The following is a 20,103-nucleotide window of genomic DNA, read 5'->3' on the forward strand; positions in this document are numbered from 1 at the left end:
TTCGTGAAACCGGTGAATCAGTAGGCGGAGTCGACGTTGTCGATGGAGCCGTACTTGTCGGCGGCGTAGTTGGCGGCCGCGGTGATGTTGGCGACCGGGTCGGTCAGCTCATTGGCCGTGCCGGACACGTGGTACGCGTCGAAGGTCGGCTGGATGACCTGGAGAAGTCCCTTGGAGGGGGTGCCGTTCTGCGCGTTGACGTCCCAGCCGTTCTGGGCGTTCGGGTCGCCGGCGGACTCACGAATGATGTTGCGGTGCAGGCCCTCGTAGGAACCGGGGATGCCCTTGGACTTCATGATGTCCAGGGACTCGCGGATCCAGCCGTCGAGGTTCTCGGGGTAGGACTTGTCGCCGGCGGCCTTGGCGGCCTGCGGCGCGGCCTTGGCCGTCTGGGCCGGCTCGGCGGCGTGGGCGGCGGTCGGGACCAGGGTCAGGGCGGCGGCCGCGGCACCGGTGGTGGCCAGGCTCGCGACGGAGAGGCGACGGAGTCGGGCCGGGCGGTTCGAGGAACGGAAGATGCTCATGCGGGGGTCACTCCTTGGCGGGTGGGTGGGGCGCGGTCGGCGCGGGCTGTCGTGCCCGGTGCGATCCCGGCGTCCCGAAGACATCAGCCAGGGTTAGCGGCACCCGCGGAGCTGCGCAAAGGTGTGACGTACTACCCCATTACGCAGAGGGATCCCTGGTCGACGCCGCATCCGGGCCCATGGCCCCCGAACCGCCCCGGCCCGGCTACTACCGTCGTTAGCATGTGACGTGGCCCCTATGAGTGGGCTCACAGCCGTCGGCCCTGTGACGTGGCCCCGGTCACCCGTGACGGCGCCGTACGGCCGCCCCGGCCGCGCCGGTATCAGGAAGGGCCCGGAGCCCGACCGCACGCGGCCGGAGTCCGGGCCCTCGCCCCCGTACTTCCCAGGCGTGCTCCCTAGGCGTCGACCTCGGAGCGGTCACCGCCCCAGAGCGTGTGGAACGAGCCCTCGCGGTCGGCCCGCCGGTAGGTGTGCGCGCCGAAGAAGTCCCGCTGGCCCTGGGTGAGCGCCGCGGGCAGCCGCTCGGCGCGCAGCGCGTCGTAGTAGGCGAGGGCGGCGGCGAAGCCCGGTGTGGGCACGCCCTGTGTGGTCGCGGCGACCAGGACGGCCCGCCAGTCGTCCTGCGCCGCCGCGATCTCGTCGGCGAAGCTCTTGTCGGAGAGGAGCGAGACCAGGTCGGCGTCGGCTTCGTAGGCGGCGGTGATCCGGTCGAGGAACGCCGCCCGGATGATGCAGCCGCCCCGCCAGATGCCGGCCACCGCGCCGAGGTCGATGTTCCAGTCGTACGTCTCGCTGCCGGCGGCGACCTCGTGGAAGCCCTGCGTGTAGGAGACGATCTTCGAGGCGTACAGCGCCTGCTCGACCTTGTCGGCGAAGGCTGAGGCCTCCGACTCGCTCAGCGCCTTCGCCGTCGGGCCGGCCAGGCCCCTGGACGCGGCGCGCAGCCCGGCGTGCCCGGACAGCGAGCGCGCGAACACCGCCTCGGCGATCCCGGACACCGGCACGCCCAGGTCGAGCGCGATCTGCACCGTCCAGCGGCCGGTCCCCTTCTGCTCGGCCTGGTCCTGGACGACGTCCACGAAGGGCTTGCCGGTGGCGGCGTCCACGTGCGAGAGGACCTCCGCCGTGATCTCGATCAGGTAGGAGTCGAGGCGGCCGGTGTTCCACGTACGGAAGATGTCCGCGATCCGCGCGGGGGAGTACCCGGCCACGTCCCGCAGCAACTGGTAGGCCTCGCCGATCAGTTGCATGTCCGCGTACTCGATGCCGTTGTGCACCATCTTGACGAAGTGTCCCGCGCCGTCCGGGCCCACGTGGGTCACGCAGGGGGCGCCGTCCTTCGCCTTCGCGGAGATCTTCTCCAGCATCGGGCCGAGCGACTGGTAGGACTCGGCGCTGCCGCCGGGCATGATGCTCGGTCCGTGCAGCGCGCCCTCCTCACCGCCGGAGACGCCGGTGCCGACGAAGTGGATGCCCCGTTCGCGCAGCTCCTTCTCGCGGCGCCGGGTGTCCGCGAAGTGCGCGTTGCCGCCGTCGACGATCATGTCGCCCGGCTCGAGGAGGGGCGCGAACTCCTTGATCACCGCGTCGGTCGGCTCGCCCGCCTTCACCATGACGACCAGTCGCCGCGGGCGTTCGAGGGCCGCCACGAACTCCTCGGCGGTCTCGGTCGGGACGAAGATGCCCTCCTCGCCGAACTCGCTCACCAGCTCGTGCGTGCGGGCCGCGGTGCGGTTGTGGAGGGCGACCGTGTATCCGTTGCGGGCGAAGTTGCGGGCGAGGTTGCGCCCCATGACAGCGAGGCCCGTGACACCGATCTGGGCTGTAGTGCTCATGCCTGTCGCTCCTGAGGAAGAGAAGGTGGTGCTCCATTGTTCAGTGCGGCCGATGCCGCGTATCGGGACCGGTTCCCGAGCGGCGTGTCTTGTGCGTGCGGCCTGCGGCACCTTCCGGGCAGCCTCCTCGGCTCTCCTCGCTTCGCGGTCGCGGCGCCGTGCGCTTCAGCGTCGCTGGAAGGTGACTTCGGGATTCGCCGGCGTCGGTCCGTCGAGCAGCGGCTGAGGGATGCCGCGCAGGTGCCGCTGGAAGAAGGCCCCGACGTACGCCCTGGGGATCTGCTGGGAACGCTCGCCGGACAGCGGCACCTCGGGGTCGACCACGCCGGCCTGCGCCGCGAGGACCGGGACGTCGGTGAACGAGAAGTGACCCGAGCCCGCCACGGTGAGCCAGCGCTTCCAGCCGTCCAGGCCCCGCCAGGTCTCGTCCCAGTTCTTGCCGTCCTCGACCCCCGGCGTGTGCTGGACCTCGGTGCCCAGCATCAGGAAGGGGCGTCCGTCGATCCCCTCGGGCCGCGTGTGGAAACTGCCGTCCATGTTCAGCCCGGCCCGCACCCGGCGGTCGGTGGTCATGGTGGCGAGGGCGGCGGCGCCGCCGATGGAGTGCCCGCCCGCCCCGATCCGCTCGGCGTCGATCATGCCGGAGTGCCGCCAGGAAGCACCTCGGCCGGTCAGCCGGTCGATGACGTACGAGAGGTCCTTGGCCCGGCCCTCGGTGATGACCCTGCCCATGCCGGGCTTCGAGCCGGGTTCGCAGGCCCGGCAGGTGAGGACGCGCCCGCCGGGGAAGGCCGTGCCGACGGACTCGTAGGCGTGGTCGACGGTGGCCACGACGAACCCGCGGCCGGCCAGCTCCTCGGCGAGATGGGTCAGTGTGGACCGGGGCCCGGTGAACCCGGGGGAGAGCACGATCAGCGGGAACCGGCCCGGCGCGGGGCGCGCCCCGGCGCGCGCGAAGGTGCGCGTCGCGCTGTACGCGGCGGCGGAGACCTGCCCGTCGAGCTCGCCCGCCGCCAGGAGGAGCCGGGCTTCCTCTTCCGAGGTGTACGGGGTCGGGCGCCCGCTGCCGTGCCGCCCCGGGTAGTACACGCTCACCATCAGCTCCCGCGCACCCGCAGAGGGCACCCAGGGGTCACGGCGGCTCGTGTCGACGAGGTGGAGCGTGTCGCGTCCGACGGCGAACGGTCCGGTGGGGCGCGGAAGGCGCAGCGGCGCCGTCGACGCCTCGGCCGACCGGGCGGCGGCCGCGCCCCCGGCGCCGCCCGGACTCGCCGCGAAGGCGGTCGTGCCGCCCGCGACCGGCAGGGCGAGAGCGAGGGTGAGAGAGGCGGCAAGGGCGTTTCGCCGCAGGGCGGTCCGGCGGTGTCTCGTCATGTCAGGCATGTCAAAGGACGCTAGAACAGAGGGTGTTGAGGTGACGTCGGCCTGCGGTATCACGTACGGCCAGACTCCGGACGTACACGGGCCGCCGATGTCAGCTCGTGGGATGAGGCAAAACACGGCGTCGCCGTCGACTACTTCCCTCGATCCGGTCTGATTCCGTCCCAGCCCTGGCCGATTCCGGCCCACTCCCACATGCTGCGAGGCATCGGTCTCACCCCGAGGGAGGGCGCCATGCGTGATCCGCGCGAGACGACGGGCGAGTTCGAGTGGGAGCTCGACTTCGGCGCCAACGGAGAGCTCGACGGCCAGGCCTGCGACGAGTTCATCGAGTCCCTGGTGAAGAGCGGAGTGCCGGACCTCGTGCTGCTGGCACACGGCAGGAACAACGACCGGGCGGCGAGTGCCGGTTTCACCACCGACTTCTTCGCGCCCTACGGGAGCCTGGTTCCGCAGGGCAGCCTGGGCCTCGCCGCTGTGCGCTGGCCCTCCATGCAGTTCCTCGACGGCCACGAACCGGTGGACGAGCCGCCGGAACACCCCCGGATCAGCGATGCCACCGCGGCACACCTGGTCGACACGCTGCCGGGCAGCGCGGACCTCGTCGCGGAACTGCAAGGGCTGCTCAACGGCAGGGAGCACCGGCAGACCGTCCTGGACGACGTCGGACTGCTGCTGCGCCGCCTGGTGGAGGTGCCGCTCGGCTCGCCGCTGAGCTCCTTCGCCCCGGACACCGACGGCGAGGGCGTTCCGCAGAGCGACCCGGCGATGCTGTTCGACAGTGCCACGCACGTGTGCGGCGAGTTCGCGGAGGCGCTCGGTGACGCGCGCGCGGAGTCGGCACGCAAGCGGGAGCGGAAGCAGGAGGAGCCGCGCCGCCCCGAACGCTTCGAGCGGCCCGAGGGCGACGGCGCGTCGCTGGGCGTGCCCAAGAGCGGAACCCTGAAGGAGACCCACACCGCGGGACCGCGCCCGGCCGACGCGTCGGCGTCGTGGTCGGCGCACACGAGCACGTCGGCGGCCGCCTCCTTCCGCAGCGCGACACCCTCGCCCCAGGCCTTCCCCCGGCTCTGGGACGGAGCGCACGAACTGCTGCGCCAGGTCACGGCCCACGCCCTGCGCAGGCGCGCAGGCCTGGTCGGCCAGCTCGGCCTCGCACCGGCGCTGCACCACATCGCCGAGTCCCTGCCGGAGCTCCGGATCCACCTGGTCGGACACGGCCTGGGCGCGCGGCTGATGGGCTTCGCGCTGCGCGGCCTCGGGCCCGACGACCGCGTCGCCTCCGTGACGCTCCTCCAGGCCGCCCTCTCGCACTTCGCGTTCGCGAGTCACCTTCCCCGGCAGATGCGCGGACGCGGCGTGCTCGCGGGCACCGAGCAGCGGGTCACCGGGCCCGTGGTGTGCTCGTACTCGCACCACGATCTCGAACTGGGCCTGATGTTCCCCCTGGCCACCCGCACCCTCGGCGCTTCGGAGCCGCTGCTCGAACTCGGCCGCACCTGGGGCGCGGTGGGCTACGACGGAGCCCAAGGAGTGGACGGGAGCACCGTCCTGACACTGGAGGAGGCTCTGGAAGCCGGGCTGCCCGATGCGGGGTGCGTGAACGTCGACGCCTCGGAGGTGGTCCGCGACGGCGGCCCGCCGAGCGGAGCGCACGACGACGTGTGCCACGAGGAGTTGGCCCGGCTGGTCCTTCGCGCGGCACGCGTCCCTGGCCACGGAGGAGACAAGCGCCGGGAGCAATGAGCCGCGGCACGGGCACGGCCTCGGCATGACGGAGCCGACGACCTGGGGCACGTCCTGGGGCCCGTCGGGGAGTGGCGCTGCGCACCAGTCATGATGTCTGGTTCAGCAGGAAGCCGATGTCACGCCCCCTGAGGAGCCCCCGTGCCCGAATCTCCCGGCCACCCCCGGCCGGCGCTGGTCCTGCCCCGCAGCTCCCCGGCGCCCGCGGCCGTCGTGCTCTTCCTGCACGGCGGCCGGGAGCACGGCCTGTCGGAGCCTCCCTCGTGGAACCTGCCGGGTCTGCGGATGCGTCCCTTCGCCCGTCGGGTCCGGCGGGCCTTCGGGGCGCGAGGCGTGCTGGTGGGGCGGGTCGACTACCGCTGCCGGGGCTGGAACGGCGCGCGGGAGGACGCCGCCGAGGACGCCCGCCGCGCGCTGGAGGAACTGGCCCCGCGGGCCGGAGACGCCCCGGTCGTCCTGGTCGGTCATTCGATGGGGGGCCGTGCCGCTCTGCGCGCGGCGGGCCATCCGTCGGTGCGGGCCGTGGTGGGGCTGGCCCCTTGGTGCCCGCCGGGCGAGCCCGTGGCACAGCTGCGGGATCGGCGCGTGGTGCTGCTGCACGGCGACCAGGACCGTACGACCGACCCCGCGGAGTCCGCCGGCCTCGCGGCACGGGCGGCGGCAGCGGGGGCCACCGCGGGCCTGGTGCGCATGAGCGGCAGCGGTCACGCGATGATCCGCGGGGCGGCCGCCTGGCACTCCCTCACCACGGAAACCGTCGGCGGGCTGCTGGGGCTCGGCCCGCTCCCCGACGTCGTCGCCCGGAGCCTGGCCGCCCACGAACACCCGCGGGAACACTGATCCGCCGACGCCCCGAACCGCCTGGTCCCCACGTCCCGAGCCGCCGGGCCACCCCTTCGTACGTACGTCCACGCCCGCTTCGTAGAGTCACCGGGTGAACGAACACCACGCGCCCGACCCCCACCTGCCCATGCTGACCTCTCCACAGGCCGCACACCTGCGGGACCTGACAGCCGATCACTTCCGCAGCCGCCACGGGATACACCCGCGGATCGAGGGCGACGCCGTGCTCCTGGGGGACGGCCACCGCAGCCCGCTCGCCCATCTCGCGCACCAGTGCCGGACCGTCGCCGAGGAACACTGGCCGGCCCTGGTCCAGCGGCACTTCACCACGCTGGAGAACGCGTCGCAGGGCGGCGAGAGCGCGCAGGAACTGCTCGCCGGGGTGTTTCCGCGCCTCCTGCCCGACGACGCCTTCCCGGGCGAGACGGCGGACAGCTTCCGTTACGCGCGGCCGGTGGCCGAGGGCCTGCTCTTCGCCCTGGCCCTCGACACCCCCGCCTCCGTGCGCATCCTCACCGACCAGGACGTGGCACGCGCCGGCCTCGAGCGGCTCTGGGCTGCGGGCCGGGAGAACCTGATCCGCGAACTCGTCGAGCACGAGGAGGTGAGGGGCCCGCAGGGAGCGCGCCTGTGGTCCGTGCACGGCGACTCGCACTTCGTGGCGAGCAAGGCGCTCGTCCTTCCCGAGCTGGCCCGCGCGACCTGCGGCAGCGAACTGCCGGAAGCCGGCGCGCTCGTCGTCCTGCCCAGCCGCAACCTGCTCGCGTTCCACCCGATCGAGGACGGCACGGTGGTGGACGCCGTCAACGACCTGGCTGCCTATGCGCTCGGCGCCTACGACGACGGTCCCGGCGCGCTGTCACCGCGGCTGTACTGGTGGCACCAGGGGCGGTTGACCTCGCTCACCGTCATCGACGACGAGACCCGCTCCTTCTCCGTCGTACCGCCGCCCGAGCTGATGGACGTGATGAAGAGGCTGCACGCCGAGAGCGCGCGGGCTCGCCCGGACACACAGCCCGCCCGTACGGCCGCCGAGCCCGACATCGCCGAACTGGACCACGAGGCCGCCGCCGGGCAGGTCGTGCGGCTCGCCCAGCGTCCGGGCGGCCTCGCCGAGGCCTTCGCGGTCACCAGGAGGCTGAGCGACACACGCCTGGCCGGCGACGCCGACGGCGGGGCCCTGGAGTCCTGGGAATCCTGGGTGTGGGCCATGCAGACCGGCGCGGCGCTGTTCGCCGCGGCGACGCCGTCTCAGGACGGCACGGTCGAGTGCCGCGTCGCCGATCAGGTGCTGCGCCTGCCCGCGGGCGGGCCCGTGCCGGGCGCCGACGCCCGCGCCTGGCTCGACGCCTTCTACCTCGCCGCGGTCTGCCGGGAGGGGGACCGGCTGACACTGCTCTGCGGCGTGTCCGTGGACGACCTGCGCCGGGCCTCGACCGTCGACGAGTACGTCTTCCACTGGATCGAGACGCTGCGGAGCTTCTGGCTCAGGCGGCCCATGGACGACGTCGTCCAGCACCTGATCGCCACCATGGAGACCTCCCACCCCCATGTCGCGACCCGCACCCCGGGCGAGTTCCTCAATCTGGTCGACTACCAGCCCATCGCCGTCTTCCACCGCCTGATCGCGGGCGACCGGGCGGCCTTCACGCAGGCGCTCGCCGAAGCCGTCGCCCACCACGGCACCTACTGGTCCGGCAGGCCGGCCGACCGCGAGGACGCGGCCCGCTACCGCCACGTGGCCCTCGGCCCGCTGGCGGTCGCCTGCCTGGCGTACGACTCGGAGTTCCCGGTCGACGAGCAGGCGCCGTACCTGCCGAAGCACTTCCTGAGCCGTGCCTGGCTCGGAGAGTTCCCGACGTAGATCACCGGCGTGTTGGCGTCCGGAGGTGTTGTCCACGGCAGTGGCGATGGGCGAGTGTTCTGTGTCATGGACTGTGACCGGAACCACACCGTGTTGCCTCTGTCCCGACGTCAATTGTTCGTCGCCGCGGGCGTGTCCGGAGCGGTCGTCGCTCTGGGCACCGCTCCGGCGCCGGCCCGGCCCCGCACCACGGTCCCCCTCTCGTTCACCCGGGTCACCAACGGCGCGGCGACCCTCTCGCCCACCGCGGACCGCCTCGTCGTCGAGGCACAGGCCACGCTGTGGTCCCTGCCCCGCTCCGGCGGCGACGCTGTGCCCCTGACACCGCCCGGTCTGGAACCGAACCGGCCCGTGTACGCCCCGGACGGCACGTCCGTCGCCTTCTGCGCCTACGAGGGCGGCGGATTCCACCTCTGGACGATGCGCGCCGACGGGTCGCGGCTGCGACAGCGCACCGAAGGCCCCTGGGACGACCGAGGGCCCGCCTGGTCGCCCGACGGCTCGCGCATCGCCTTCGCCTCCGAACGCGGCGGCGACCCGGTGAGGGGCGGCTCCTACCGCGTCCACGTCCTGGACCTCGCGAGCGGTGAACTCACCCGCGTGACCGGCCTGCCCGGCCAGGACGGGCCGCTGCAGGACGGCCCGTGGGAGGACTTCGACCCGACCTGGTCGCCGGACGGCGAGCAGATCCTGTTCGTCCGGGGGAAGCCCGTGACCACGCCCCAGGGCACCACGCTCGACGCCCGGACCGTCGCGGCCGTCCCGGCCAAGGGAGCGGGCCCCGTCACCGTCGCCCACACCGAGACGACGGCCGCGCAGGTCATGACGCCCGCGCTGGCCCCGGACGGCCACCGCCTCGCCTACCTGCGCACCACGTCCGCCCCGCACGCCTCCTGCACCCTCGTCGTCGACGGCGAGGCCGTCGCGCTCGGCGGAGATCCGGCTCCCGTGCCGCCGCGCTGGACGGCACAGGGGGAGCTCCTGCTCACCGTGGACGGCCGCTTCACGCTCGTACGTCCCGACCGGCCGGGCCGGCCCGCCGACGGCGACCACGCCGACAGCACGAGCGGCCGCAACGGCGGCCCGGCCGAGGCCGAAGTGATTCCGTTCGAGGCGACCTTGCCGGTCGAGCGCCCGCACTACCGGGTCAAGGAGTACGACCTGGGCCTCGGCCGCGCGCGCCCGACGCGCGGCATCCACCTGCCCGCGCTCTCGCCGGACGGCCGCAAGGTCGCCTTCGCCGCCCTCAACTCCCTCTGGCTCGCGGGCACCTCGGGCGGGCACGCGCCCCGGCGGCTGCGCCGGGCGGCGGCCACCGGCTATCTGCTCGGACCGAGCTGGGCACGGGACGGCAAGTCCCTCGTGTACGCCGACGACCGCGACGGACTTCTCGGCGTGTACCGTCACGACCTCGCCACCGGGACCGAGACCCCGCTGGCGGCCGGCGGCCGGGTCCACCCGGCCCTCTCGCCCGACGGCGCACGGCTCGCCAGCCTGGACATGACAGGACGCCTCATGGTGCGCGAGCTGTCCTCCGGCGACGAACGCGCCCTGGTCACCCCGCTCGGCGGGGAAGGCCTGCCGGGCCGGCCCAGCTGGTCACCGGACGGCCGCTTCATCGCGCTCTGCGACCGCAACCGCCTCAATCACCGTTTCCGTGAGGGCTACAACCTCATCCGGATCGTCGACACCACCACCGGAGCGGACCGCCTGCACGCGGTCGCGCCCCACGCCTCGCTCTCCGACCGGTACGACTCGGGGCCCGTCTGGTCCCCGGACGGCCGATGGCTCGCGGTGATCGTCGAATCGGCGCTGCACCTGTTGCCCGTCACACCCGACGGCACCCCGCACGGCGAGCCGCGCAGGCTCTCCGCCGAACCGGCCGACCACCCTTCCTGGTCGGGCGACTCGACGTCGCTCCTCTACCTGTCGAACGGCCGGCTGCGCCTGATCGACGCCGACGGAGGCCGTCCGCGCACGGTGCGCGTACCGGTGGACGGGCGCAGACCCACGCCCGCCGATGTCGTGGTGCACGCGGGCCGCCTGTGGGACGGCACCGGGGAGGAGGTGCGCGACGACGTCGACCTCGTCGTCCGCGGCGGCCGCATCACGTCCGTGCGCCCGCACCGCAAGGCCGCCGGCGCCCCCGCGGCCCGCCGGGTCGACGCCTCGGCGCACACGGTGGTCCCCGGACTGTGGGACACGCACACGCATCCGTGGCAGTCCACGTACGGCGGCCGTCAGACGGTGGGCCAGCTGACGTACGGGATCACCACGGCCGTGTCGCTGGGCGGCTTCGCGTACGAACAGGCCCGGTTGCGCGAGGCGGTGGCGGCGGGCGAACTGGCAGGACCCCGCCTGCTCACGACCGGCGAACTGCTTGACGGCTCGCGCGTCGCGTACAGCATGGGCCGCGCCCACCGCGGCAGGGCGGCGCTGCGGCGCTCCCTGGAACGCGGGGCGGCACTCGACTGGGACTTCGTCAAGACCTATGTGCGGGCACCTGGCTGGGTGATGGAGGAGGCGGCGCGCTTCGCCCACGAGAGGCTCGGGGTGCGCAGCGGGGGTCACCTGCTCTCGCCGGGGATCCAGCTGGGCCAGGACCTGACGACTCATCTGCAGGCCACCCAGCGGGCCGAGTTCGGGCACGCGACGACCGCCGCGGGCCACGCCTGGGACGACGTCGTCGAGATCTACAGTGCCCGCGGCGCGGCGTTCTCCCTGATCGCCACACCGTTCACCTCGGCGCCCCTGATCGGGGCGGAACCGGCGCTCGCGGACGATCCGCGGGTCACCGCGGTGATGCCGCCGTGGGACGCGGCCGCGGTCAGGGCCGGGGCGGCCGTCCCGCCGAGCGAGGCCCAGCTGGCCACGCTCCGCAGGGAGACCGACATCTACCGGCGCGTCCTGGCGGCAGGCGGCCAGGTGGCCCTCGGCACCGACCAGCCCCTCGTCCCGGTGGGGCTCGCCCTGCATCTGGGGCTGCGCGCCCTGCACCTGGGCGGCCTCTCCCCGGCGGCGGCCCTGCGCACCGCGACCGTGCTGCCCGCCCGGGTGTTCGGCCTCGACCGGCACCTGGGCACCCTGGAGCCAGGAAAGGTCGCCGACGTGACGGTGGTGGACGGCGACCCGTTCACGGACTTCGACACGATGGTGCGGACGGTGTCGGTGCTGCGGGGCGGAACCCCGTACACGACCAAGGACCTGACGTCCGTGTTCGAGCGACGGCCCGCCACCGGGGCGGGCGCGTCCGGCCCCGGTGCGTCACCCGGCGCGTCCGCCGCCGACGAACAGCGCTGGCTGGAGGTCGGGCGTCTGATGCGCAGGGACGGGTGCTGCTCACCGGCGATCTGAACGTTCCGCGCGGCGTTCCCCGGAACGCCGCGCGGAGGCCCCTCTGCGGCCTACTCGAAGCGCGAGGTGTCGCCCGCCCCGCGTCGGACGATCTCCGCCTCGCCGTTGGAGAAGTCGATGACGGTGGTGGGCTCGGTGCCGCAGTCGCCCGAGTCGATGACCGCGTCCACGAGGTGGTCCAGGTTCTCCTTGATGTCCCAGCCCTGGGTCAGCGGCTCCTCCTGGTCGGGCAGGAGCAGCGTGCTGGAGAGCAGGGGCTCGCCGAGCTCGGCGAGCAGGGCCTGGGTGACGGTGTGGTCGGGGATCCGCACCCCGACAGTCCGCTTCTTGGGGTGCATCATCTGCCGCGGCACCTCTTTGGTGGCGGGCAGGATGAAGGTGTAACTGCCCGGCGTCGCCGCCTTGATGGCGCGGAACACGTCGTTGTCGAGGTGCACGAACTGCCCCATCTGCGCGAAGCTCTCGCACATGAGGGTGAAGTGGTGCCGGTCGTCGAGCTGACGGATCGACCGGATGCGGTCCATGCCGTCGCGGCTGCCGAGCTGGCACCCCAGCGCGTAGCAGGAGTCCGTCGGATACGCGACGAGCGAGCCGGAGCGGATCCCGTCGACCACGCTGCTGATGCTGCGCTTCTGGGGGTTGTCGGGGTGCACGTCGAAGTACTTGGCCATTGGGCGATTCTAAGTGACCGACGCGGGGGTGCCGGGTTGCGTGGGGCCTGTGTGTTCCGGGGGACCATGCGCCGCCCTCACGGCGTCACTGTCCCCACGGCGTGCCACCGCTTTCCCTCTCGGTTTCCCCTCTCGGTCCGGCGGTGGCGCAGGCCGGCGCCACCGTCAGGGCGACAGGAGGGAGTCCATCTGTCCGACGGCCTCGTTCAGGCCGTCCGCCATGCCCATGTGCAGCAGCTGTTCCATCTGCTCGCGCGAGTCGAAGACGGAGAGCACGTCCATCCGGGTCCCGCCGTCGTGCTCCGTCAGCCGCATCCGCACCGTCGTGACCGGCAGGTTGGCGGCCGGCTCGCCGTCCTGGTCGGCGAAACCGTCCGTGAAGTCCAGACCCGTCGGCGGCTGGACCGCGGCGACCCGCCACCATCCGCGGTGCTTCTCGCCCTCGGGACTCGTCATGTAGTACGTGACGTCGCCGCCGGGCGTCAGGTCGTGCTCCTCTACGGTCGCCGGGTAGCTCGGCGGGCCCCACCAGCGCTCCAGCAGCCGCGGGTCGGCCCACAACTGCCACACCTGCTCGACCGGGGCGGTGAAGTCGGCGGTCAGCCTGAGAGTGAGATTGTCGAGATCCTTGTCGATGCTGCTGACGCTCATGTCTGGTCTCTCCTTGCGGGGTCGTCTGCGTTGGGTTCCCCGGGTCCTTCGAGTTCTTCGGGTTCTTCGGGTTCTTCGCGTTCCTCGAGGACGGGTGTCCCGTCGAGCAGCCGCGCCATCCGGTCCACCCGCCCCCGCCACGCCGACTCGAGCTGTTCGAGCACGTACCGCGCTTGGAGCAGGCCGTCGGGGTCGGTGCGTACGAGCTGCTCCCGGCCCCTGCGCTCCTTGTTGACGAGCCCGGCGCGCTCCAGCACCGCCACGTGCTTCTGCACCGCGGCGAAGCTCATCGGGTAGGCCTCGGCCAGCTGGGACACCGAGGCTCCGCCGCGGGTGCACCGGCGCAGTATGTCGCGCCGCGTCGAGTCGGCCAGCGCGTGGAACAAGCTGTCCGCGGCCTCTTCGTCCACCTCATCTACAACCATTTGGTTGTACGTTAGCGCGGTCTGCTCCGGACGGCCACCGGAGACGGCTCACGGGTGTGCGGAGGCGCCTTCCGGGCGGGTGCCCGGGTATTTCACAGCATGATGAGCAGGCGCGTCTTCGGCTTGAGTTTCCTGTTCACCGAGCGGCTCTGCACATACACCTCCAGCTTGGGGTTGTTTCCCGCCTTGACGGAGACGGTTCCCTGAATGCCCGTGCCGAAAAGGAGGCTGCGCGCCGCGTCGCCGGTATAGGCGCGGTCGGTGTCCTTCTCGACGACTATGACTTCCTTGTTCGGCTGGACCTGGGCCCGGGCGCCCAATTGGTAGTAACAGGCACCGCGCTCGTACGCCACCCCCGGATGTGAATTGACGAAGGGGCGAATCTCGACCTCCTTGTCCACCTTCAGGAGCCGGTACTTGTCGGCCGGAATCGGTTCGAGATTGGCCCGCACCTCGTCCACGGATATGTCCTGGCCGACGGCGAACAGGTTCTTCGTGCCGCGCACGCCCTGCTCGCGACCCCGGAGGAAGCTGGTGGCCGCGGCGCGCACGGTGCCGATCGCCTCCTCGACCCCCTGCTGCGAGTCCGCGTCCCAGATGGCGATGTTCCCCGCCGGGAAGCCGTAGTTCTGGGCTGTGCGCTTGGCCAGCGAGTTCGGCACCAGGATCGCGGAGGTCCAGTGGCCGGGCAGCCCGCCCATCGTCGCCGTGATCCTGTCGAGCCAGGGGCCGAGGATGGTCATGTCGCCGTCGTGCCGCCGGTCGCCGCCGGAGGCGTTCTCCTCGCCGTCCGTCACCACGATCTGGAGGAAGCTGTGCTCCCCGTACTCCTCCCAGATGTGGCCGAGGTCGTCCAGAGACTTCAGAGAAGCCTCGATGAGGGCGGTCGCCCCATTGTTCACCTGGTACAGGCCCCGCATGGACGGGAGATGCTTCACATCCATGTCCCAGACCAGGTTCTCCACCCTGTGGTCGAAGGAGTAGAGGCTGATACGGGTCTCGTGACCGAGGCTGTCCGATTCGGCCTTCAGCCCCGCCACGAACTCATCGACGACGCGAATGAGTTGACTCTGGTGCGGACGCATGGAACCTGAACAGTCCACTACCAGCGCGACGTGATTCACCTTGTGCTGGATCTTCTTTGCGGACACGATTGTGCTCCCCCTTCGAGGCTCCCCGAGTGATGACTTCACTCTATGGGGAGGCACTGACAATCGCCCTTGACGTCTCGTCACCGCCCTTCCTCGGAGGGCGATCGCGCGGGCGCGGGAACTCCGGCGCGGCGGCGCGCGACTACTGGAGCGTCAACTGCTGTGCAGGGCAAGGATGATGGTGGTCAGTCATGAGCAGAGATGGTGCACGACCGGAACCGAGCCGTCGTGGCGTGCTGCGGGGCGCGGTGTCGGGAGCGGCGGGCGCGGGCCTGGCCGTCGCCGTCGGGACGGCGGGCCCGGCGCGGGCGGCTGGCGGGGACGGGCGGCTCGATGTCGCGGTGCTGCTGTACGACGGTTTCACGGCCCTGGACGCGGTGGGCCCGTACGAGGTGCTGTGCCGGGTCCCGGGGGTGCGGGTGACGATGGTCGCCCGTGAGGCCGGGCCGGTGCGCACGGACACGGGCGAGCTGAGCCTGGTGGCGGAGCGTGCCCTTCGTGACGTGCGGCGCGCCGATGTCCTGGTGGTCCCCGGGGGCGGCGAGCGGGGGACGACGGCCATGATGGCGGACGAGGCGGCCCACGCGTGGATCCGGCGCATCCACCGTCGTTCGCGCTGGACGACGTCCGTGTGCACGGGCTCGCTGATCCTGGGCGCGGCCGGGCTGCTGCGCGGGCTGCCGGCGACGACGTACTGGGCGTCCCGGCCCTACCTGAAGGACGTCGGCGCGACGTACACACCCGGACGCTTCGTCGAGGCCGGGAAGATCATCACGGCTGCCGGGGTCTCCGCGGGCATCGACATGGGGCTCCACCTCGCCGCCCGCCTGTCCGACGACAGGGTGGCGCAGGCGGTGCAGCTGGCGGTCGAGTACGACCCGGACCCGCCCTTCGACACCGGGAGCCCCGAGAAGGCCGACGCCGGGACGGAGGCGCTGGCCCTGAAGCTGATCGCGGACGCGGCGATCTGAGTCCGAGGTGCGCCGCCCTCGCCCGGCCGGGGTGTGCACCCGCCGCGCGACGGGATCAGTCGTGGGAGCGCTCGAACACGGGCGTGGTGGCGGCGTCGTACGGCAGGGTGGAGAGCACGTCCGCGTAGCCCCGGTCGAGGGCCTGCCGTTGGCGCGCGGTGTGCGGGCCCGCCGGGTGCGCGGCCAGCCGCGCCGCCCGTTCCTCGTACCCCTCCGTGATCGTCTCGGCGGTGGCCCGCCAGGCGGCGTCGTCCGGCAGGCGCACCAGCTCCACGCAGGGCGGCTGTCCGCCCTCCGCCAGCGCGGCCGCGGCCCGTTCGTGGCCGTCGAGGAGCACCCAGCCGTCGAGGAAGGACACCCACCACAGCAGGACCGGGGCGAGGGAGCCCTCGCGGACGTGTTTGCGGTACGCCTTCACGCGCGACGTGTCGGACGGCGGGAGCGGGCGCAGCGGCAGGATGCCGTGCCAGCCGCCCCCGCAGAGCATGTCGAGGGTGGCATCGGGCCACTCCTGGACGAGGTCGCAGTCCCAGATGCCCGGGGCGAAGGCGGTACGCGGGGTCAGCCGCCAGCGTCCCTGGTGCAGCGGGCCGTGCGCCGACTCCTCCAGCCACCGTGCGTACCGGTGCGGCCAGTCGGCGTCGGCCCGCGCCGTCGCGGCGGAGACCGGCGGCAGCGGGGAGCGGACGCCGGGCAGCCGGCGCAGGCGGAGCTCGCGGCAGCAGCCGTCACCCTCCACCCGGGCGTGGATCAGCGGGTGTTCGCCCTGCTGGAGGGCCCATCGGCGGTCCGTTTCCCGTGCGAAGCGCAGCGGAGGTCGCCCCGTCCGGCGCTCGGGCACGGTCAGGGCGAGTCCGCCGTCCGCCAGAGGTTCCCTCGTCGCCCTCGTCACGGGTCAGCCCTCGTCACGGGGGCGGCCCCGGTCAGGGGAGTCGCGCTGCCCATGAGATCTGCCCTGGTCGTGGGATCAGTGTCGGTCCGCGTCCATCGAGTACGTCAAGAACACCGTCTTCGCGCCGTGCCGGTCGTACGCGGCGCGAGCGCGGTAGTTGTCCTCGGCGGTACGCCAGCGCACGTTCGGCCAGCCTTCGTCCGCGGCGATGCGGCGCAACTCCGCGAAGAGCGTGTCGACGACGCCGCTGCCTCGGTGGGCCGGGTCGACGAAGAGATCGTCGAGGAAGCCGCGGGTGCCGCTGAGCGGGGAGTCCTCGGCGCGGTAGTGCGCGAAGCCGACCGGGGTGCCGTCGGGGGTGCGGGCGATCAGGCAGCGGGCGGTGCGCGCCGGGTCGTGGATCCAGGACCACGCCCGGTCGATCTCGGCCTCGGAGAGCTCGACCTCGTAGAACTTGGCATATCCGGTGAAGAGCCGACGCCAGACGAGATGGTCGGCGGCCTCGGCGGGGGAGACGGTGACGTTCATGTCCGTGACCCTAAGTACTTGATCGAACTAGCGTCAACTTATTTTTGCACTAGCGCAATGTGCGGTCCCTTCGGGGCTCGCGGATGCCCTTCAGGCTGCCGCGTGCAGCATCACGGGAAGCGTCCGGAGGCTGTTGCTGATGAACGACGGCAGCGGTTCCAACTCCTCCGGCGCGACGGCGAGCCGCAGGTCGGGGAAGCGTTCGAAGAGTGCGGGCAGCGCGATCCCGGCTTCGAGCCGGGCCAGCGCCGCGCCGGTGCAGTAGTGGGGCCCGTGCCCGAAGGCGAGATGCCTGCCGGGCGGCCTGGTGATGTCGAAGTCGGCGGCCTGTGGGCCGTACTGGTGCGGGTCCCTGCCCGCCGCCGCGTACGAGGCCAGGATCGCCTCGCCCGCCGGGATCAGTACGTCCTGGACGGCGATGTCCTCGGCGGCGTACCGCAGGGGGAAGTGTGCGACGGGCGAGTCCCAGCGCAGGGTCTCCTCGACCACCGCACTCCAGTCGTGGTGTCCGGAGGCGAGCGCCGCCCGCTGCCCGGGATGCGTGAGGAGTGCCCGGCTCGCATTGGTGATCAGGTTCTGGGTGGTGCCGTGACCTGCGACGATCACCAGGATCAGGGTGCCGATGAGTTCCTGTTCGGAGAGTCGGTCCCCGTCGTCGCGAGCCGCGATGAGGTAGCTGGTGAGGTCGTCCATCGGCGTCTCGCGCCGGGCGGCGACGAGCTCCGTGAGCAGCGCGTGCAGGCGCCGCCGCGTCGTCAGCGTCTGCTCGGGCGTGGTGCTGCTGCTGACCAGGCTCGCCGACAGGTCACGGAAGTCAGGGAACCGTTCCGGGGACACTCCCATGAGGGTGCCGACCGTGTTCATCGGCAACGGGTGGGCGAAGTGGCGGCGCAGGTCCACGGGCCCGGGGGCGTGGTCGGCGAGGGCGTCCAGCAGGCGCCGAACGTCGGCCTCGATGCCGGACCGCATCGCCTGGACGCGGCGCGGAGTGAACGCCTGGGAGACCAGGCCGCGCAGCCGGCGGTGATCGTCGCCGTCCGCGGTGGTCATCCCGGGATTGGTCACGAAGTCGATGAGCGGCCACCCTTCGGGCACCCGCCCGTCCCGCAGTGCGCGCCAGTGGACCGGGTCCTTCGCGACGCGGGGGTCGGCGAGGAGGTCCTGCAGGAGGCCGTGGCGCGTGATGACCCAGGCGGCCACCCGGCCCGGGAGTTCGACCCGCACGGCGGGGCCGAGCTCGCGAAGGCGTTCGATCTCGCCGTGCAGGTCGGCTGCGGTCACGTCGAGGCGTATGAGGGGGGCGTGCAGGTCCACGGGCTGCCTTCCGGGTCGGGACGGTGCAAGTGCCCAGCCTGGCAGCCGAGTTCGACGTCGGGAAGCGGGCTGCACGGGAACATGTGTTTCATGAGTGGCCTGGTGGGCAGGTGGGGCAGCTGAGGCCGGACACGAACACAGGTGTCCGGCGCGCTCCCTCCTGCGGTGCCGCCATCCCCGTGAGGCACGCGGATCGAGCGCTCAGGAACGGATGGAGAGACAACCGTGATACATCGCGCCCGCACCCGCTCGACCGCTCGTGCCGCGACGCTGGCCGCCGCCTGCGGCGCCCTGGTGGTGGGCCTCGCCGCCCCCTCGGTCGGTGCCGACACCGGCGAGGAGGGCGAGTCCGGCACGGGAGCGCAGGCCAAGCGGCCGGTCTGGGCCATCGCGCACCGGGTGCTGACCGTTGGCGGTGTCGACAAGGCGCTGGACCACGGGGCCAACGCGATGGAGATCGACGCCACCGCCTGGAAGAAGGGCTGGTGGGCCGACCACGACGGGCTCCCCACGAGCGCGGGCAACACCATGTCCGAGATGTTCGACCGGATCGCGCAGCAGCGCAGGGCGGGCAAGAACATCGGGTTCGTCTGGCTGGACATCAAGAACCCCGACTACTGCGACAGCGGCGACACGAAGTGGCGGCACTGCTCGGTGGCCGCCCTGCGCGACCTGGCCCGCACCAAGTTGGAGAGCGCCGGGGTGCGGGTCCTCTACGGCTTCTACGGGACCGCGGGGGGAGCCGGGTGGAAGGACGCGGGCAGCGACCTCAACCACCTCGAAGGCGTGGACATCAGCGGCGATCACGACGAAGTCCAGCGACAGTACGACGAGTTCGGCGGCGCCATCGCGCACAACCAACGGGTCATGGACAAGGGACTGTTCAACCTCAACCTGCCGACCGTCCTGGGAAAGGTCGAGGAGCAGGTGCGCCTCGGCGCACGGGCGCGGGACCGCGGTGACCTGGCACGCGTCTTCGGCTGGACGACCGCGGCGGGCGACGGCGACGCGACGCGGCGCCTGCTGGACCCCGCGGGCGGCGACGCGGACGGCCTGATCTACGGCCACCGCGCCTCCTGCTACCCCGACGGCGTCTCCGGCACCCATGGCTGCGGAACGGACGAGTCGCACGCGAAGGAAGCCCTCGCGCACCTCCACGACTTCGTCCGCACGCACGAGGACACCCGCCGGATGGCCACCGCGGACGACGTCCCGTTCGGGTCCTGAGCGTCTGACCGAGGCCTGAGGGAAGAGGAAGCCGCGTGGCGTTCCAGGAACACGTGAACCGGGCCGCCTACGAGGCCGTCGGGGCGTTCCCGGCGGACAGCGGCATCTATGCCGTGACGTTCCGCATCGACAGCGTCGACCAGGATCCGCGCTTCCCGTACGTGGCGATCGGTTACACGACCGAGTCCGACGCGGCGCGAGCGGCGGGGCAGGCCTCGAGCGCCTGGGAAGCGCGCTGGAGCTACGCGCTCTACCCGGAGACGGGACTCGAAGGGGTACGGGCCGTCGGCCGTGAGCCCGCCGGTGTGCAAGCGCACCGGCGGGAGGCAGAGGCCCGTGGGCTGTGGTACGAGGACGAGGCCGGCGGCGGCGACGAGTCGGACGACCGGGCCGAGTCGCTGACGGAGTGGTTCTACGAGGTGTGCGTCGGAGCGGCCCGCCATCTCCACGAGAACGGCCGGATCGTGGCGGTGCTCGGCCGGCCGGTCCCGGTGGTCCTCTACGACATGTTCGAACCGGACGCGATGTTCGAGCTGACCGCCGACGCGAATCCGGCGGAGCTGATCGCGGAGTTCATGACCGGCGGTTCGTGACCGGCGGTTCGTGTACAGACCTGCGTAAAGGGCGGCGGGGGGGGGGGGGGGGGGGGGGGGGGGGGGGGGGGGGGGGGGGGGGGGGGGGGGGCGGGAGGGGGGGGGGGGGGGGGAAGCAAGATCGCGACCAC

17 protein-coding genes are annotated in these 20,103 nt (G+C 72.3%); 7 read left to right on the forward strand and 10 right to left on the reverse strand.

Going from position 1 to position 20,103, the window contains the following annotated elements:
* Positions 1–17 precede the first annotated feature (17 nt).
* From ACZ592_RS04255 to ACZ592_RS04265, 3 genes are all read right to left on the reverse strand, one after another.
* On the reverse strand, positions 18–524 hold the full coding sequence (locus tag ACZ592_RS04255) for a transglycosylase SLT domain-containing protein (protein WP_471579959.1): 507 nt from the start codon (positions 522–524) through the stop codon (positions 18–20).
* A gap of 398 nt (positions 525–922) precedes the next feature.
* Positions 923–2,362, reverse strand: a complete 1,440-nt coding sequence (gene gndA / locus ACZ592_RS04260) for an NADP-dependent phosphogluconate dehydrogenase (RefSeq protein ID WP_471579960.1) — start codon at positions 2,360–2,362, stop codon at positions 923–925.
* Between the two features lie 165 nt (positions 2,363–2,527).
* Positions 2,528–3,736: an alpha/beta hydrolase family protein gene (locus ACZ592_RS04265; protein WP_471579961.1), complete on the reverse strand. Its 1,209-nt coding sequence runs from the start codon at positions 3,734–3,736 to the stop codon at positions 2,528–2,530.
* 240 nt (positions 3,737–3,976) lie between these two features.
* Here ACZ592_RS04265 and ACZ592_RS04270 point away from each other — a divergent pair, with 240 nt between their 5' ends.
* The 4 genes from ACZ592_RS04270 to ACZ592_RS04285 all read left to right on the forward strand — a co-directional run bounded on the left by ACZ592_RS04270 (position 3,977) and on the right by ACZ592_RS04285 (position 11,549).
* Positions 3,977–5,488, forward strand: coding sequence for a serine-threonine protein kinase (locus ACZ592_RS04270; RefSeq protein ID WP_471579962.1), 1,512 nt, complete (start codon positions 3,977–3,979; stop codon positions 5,486–5,488).
* A gap of 141 nt (positions 5,489–5,629) precedes the next feature.
* Complete coding sequence (locus tag ACZ592_RS04275) at positions 5,630–6,328, forward strand: alpha/beta hydrolase (protein ID WP_471579963.1); 699 nt, start codon at positions 5,630–5,632, stop codon at positions 6,326–6,328.
* Between the two features lie 94 nt (positions 6,329–6,422).
* Positions 6,423–8,195, forward strand: a complete 1,773-nt coding sequence (locus ACZ592_RS04280; protein WP_471579964.1) for an immunity 49 family protein — start codon at positions 6,423–6,425, stop codon at positions 8,193–8,195.
* Positions 8,196–8,261: 66 nt separating this feature from the next.
* A complete protein-coding gene (locus tag ACZ592_RS04285) occupies positions 8,262–11,549 on the forward strand; it encodes an amidohydrolase family protein (RefSeq protein ID WP_471579965.1) in 3,288 nt (1,095 codons plus the stop codon).
* 50 nt (positions 11,550–11,599) lie between these two features.
* Here ACZ592_RS04285 and ACZ592_RS04290 read toward each other — a convergent pair whose 3' ends face one another.
* From ACZ592_RS04290 to ACZ592_RS04305, 4 genes are all read right to left on the reverse strand, one after another.
* Entirely contained in the window at positions 11,600–12,220 is a 621-nt protein-coding gene (locus tag ACZ592_RS04290; protein WP_471579966.1) for an L-threonylcarbamoyladenylate synthase, read from the reverse strand.
* A gap of 165 nt (positions 12,221–12,385) precedes the next feature.
* Positions 12,386–12,871: an SRPBCC family protein gene (locus tag ACZ592_RS04295; protein WP_471579967.1), complete on the reverse strand. Its 486-nt coding sequence runs from the start codon at positions 12,869–12,871 to the stop codon at positions 12,386–12,388.
* Positions 12,868–13,296 (reverse strand): ArsR/SmtB family transcription factor, encoded by a 429-nt coding sequence (locus tag ACZ592_RS04300; protein WP_471579968.1) that lies wholly within the window; start codon positions 13,294–13,296, stop codon positions 12,868–12,870. The genes ACZ592_RS04295 and ACZ592_RS04300 overlap by 4 nt, the downstream gene beginning before the upstream one ends.
* Before the next feature lie 92 nt (positions 13,297–13,388).
* On the reverse strand, positions 13,389–14,447 hold the full coding sequence (locus ACZ592_RS04305) for a vWA domain-containing protein (RefSeq protein ID WP_471579969.1): 1,059 nt from the start codon (positions 14,445–14,447) through the stop codon (positions 13,389–13,391).
* Positions 14,448–14,638: 191 nt separating this feature from the next.
* Here ACZ592_RS04305 and ACZ592_RS04310 point away from each other — a divergent pair, with 191 nt between their 5' ends.
* Positions 14,639–15,418 (forward strand): DJ-1/PfpI family protein, encoded by a 780-nt coding sequence (locus ACZ592_RS04310; RefSeq protein WP_471579970.1) that lies wholly within the window; start codon positions 14,639–14,641, stop codon positions 15,416–15,418.
* Between the two features lie 55 nt (positions 15,419–15,473).
* Here ACZ592_RS04310 and ACZ592_RS04315 read toward each other — a convergent pair whose 3' ends face one another.
* From ACZ592_RS04315 to ACZ592_RS04325, 3 genes are all read right to left on the reverse strand, one after another.
* Positions 15,474–16,310 carry a hypothetical protein gene (locus ACZ592_RS04315; RefSeq protein ID WP_471579971.1) on the reverse strand — a complete coding sequence of 279 codons (837 nt, stop codon included), beginning with the start codon at positions 16,308–16,310 and terminating at the stop codon, positions 15,474–15,476.
* Between the two features lie 75 nt (positions 16,311–16,385).
* Positions 16,386–16,838, reverse strand: a complete 453-nt coding sequence (locus tag ACZ592_RS04320) for a GNAT family N-acetyltransferase (protein WP_471579972.1) — start codon at positions 16,836–16,838, stop codon at positions 16,386–16,388.
* 90 nt (positions 16,839–16,928) lie between these two features.
* Entirely contained in the window at positions 16,929–18,152 is a 1,224-nt protein-coding gene (locus tag ACZ592_RS04325) for a cytochrome P450 family protein (protein ID WP_471579973.1), read from the reverse strand.
* Between the two features lie 225 nt (positions 18,153–18,377).
* Between ACZ592_RS04325 and ACZ592_RS04330 the strand changes: the two genes are divergently transcribed.
* Positions 18,378–19,379 carry a PI-PLC domain-containing protein gene (locus tag ACZ592_RS04330; protein ID WP_471579974.1) on the forward strand — a complete coding sequence of 334 codons (1,002 nt, stop codon included), beginning with the start codon at positions 18,378–18,380 and terminating at the stop codon, positions 19,377–19,379.
* 35 nt (positions 19,380–19,414) lie between these two features.
* Complete coding sequence (locus tag ACZ592_RS04335; protein WP_471579975.1) at positions 19,415–19,972, forward strand: hypothetical protein; 558 nt, start codon at positions 19,415–19,417, stop codon at positions 19,970–19,972.
* Positions 19,973–20,103: the final 131 nt, after the last annotated feature.

Source organism: Streptomyces sp. NPDC040622 (assembly GCF_055593965.1).

Bases quoted from the DNA above. Each gene is read 5' to 3' on its own strand.
- ACZ592_RS04290 (WP_471579966.1), bottom strand. From the start codon at position 12,220: ATGGCCAAGTACTTCGACGTGCACCCCGACAACCCCCAGAAGCGCAGC.
- ACZ592_RS04300 (WP_471579968.1), bottom strand. From the start codon at position 13,296: ATGGTTGTAGATGAGGTGGACGAAGAGGCCGCGGACAGCTTGTTCCAC.
- gndA (WP_471579960.1), bottom strand. From the start codon at position 2,362: ATGAGCACTACAGCCCAGATCGGTGTCACGGGCCTCGCTGTCATGGGG.
- ACZ592_RS04255 (WP_471579959.1), bottom strand. From the start codon at position 524: ATGAGCATCTTCCGTTCCTCGAACCGCCCGGCCCGACTCCGTCGCCTC.
- ACZ592_RS04270 (WP_471579962.1), top strand. From the start codon at position 3,977: ATGCGTGATCCGCGCGAGACGACGGGCGAGTTCGAGTGGGAGCTCGAC.
- ACZ592_RS04320 (WP_471579972.1), bottom strand. From the start codon at position 16,838: ATGAACGTCACCGTCTCCCCCGCCGAGGCCGCCGACCATCTCGTCTGG.
- ACZ592_RS04310 (WP_471579970.1), top strand. From the start codon at position 14,639: ATGAGCAGAGATGGTGCACGACCGGAACCGAGCCGTCGTGGCGTGCTG.
- ACZ592_RS04295 (WP_471579967.1), bottom strand. From the start codon at position 12,871: ATGAGCGTCAGCAGCATCGACAAGGATCTCGACAATCTCACTCTCAGG.
- ACZ592_RS04285 (WP_471579965.1), top strand. From the start codon at position 8,262: ATGGACTGTGACCGGAACCACACCGTGTTGCCTCTGTCCCGACGTCAA.
- ACZ592_RS04265 (WP_471579961.1), bottom strand. From the start codon at position 3,736: ATGACGAGACACCGCCGGACCGCCCTGCGGCGAAACGCCCTTGCCGCC.